The 334-nt window shown below is 49.4% G+C and carries 1 pseudogene; it reads right to left on the bottom strand.

The features are described from left to right. A pseudogene (locus AWV70_RS23520) lies at window positions 1-166 on the bottom strand (IS5/IS1182 family transposase); the annotation flags it as partial. Window positions 167-334 lie beyond the last annotated feature (168 nt).

Genomic DNA, 334 nt, shown 5'->3' on the forward strand with positions numbered 1-334 from the left:
TGCTCGGTCTTCCAATGGTTGAGTAAAGATCTTCAACTAATGGATAGATAAAGGAGAAATCAAGAGCCGCATCCAGTTTGCGCACCAGATGGTCTTGAGGAACCAACTGTTCTATGGTCAGCATTTCCAACTGTTCGCGTTCATTAATTTGATTCTTCGTCATCATATCCATCACCTCATTCATTTAATGGGAAACACTGTTGATTGGAGCGGAGAGCGGCGACTCCAGCGGGAACAGCGCGAGCTGAAGACCCTGGACTGAGCGCAGCGAAGGAAGCGGCTGAAGCCGTGCCCGCGGAACGCGTCCGATCGCAGTGGAAATCAACATTTCTAA

Source organism: Sporosarcina koreensis (assembly GCF_001531445.1).
In the GTDB taxonomy this organism is placed as follows: Bacteria; Bacillota; Bacilli; order Bacillales_A; family Planococcaceae; genus Sporosarcina; species Sporosarcina koreensis_C.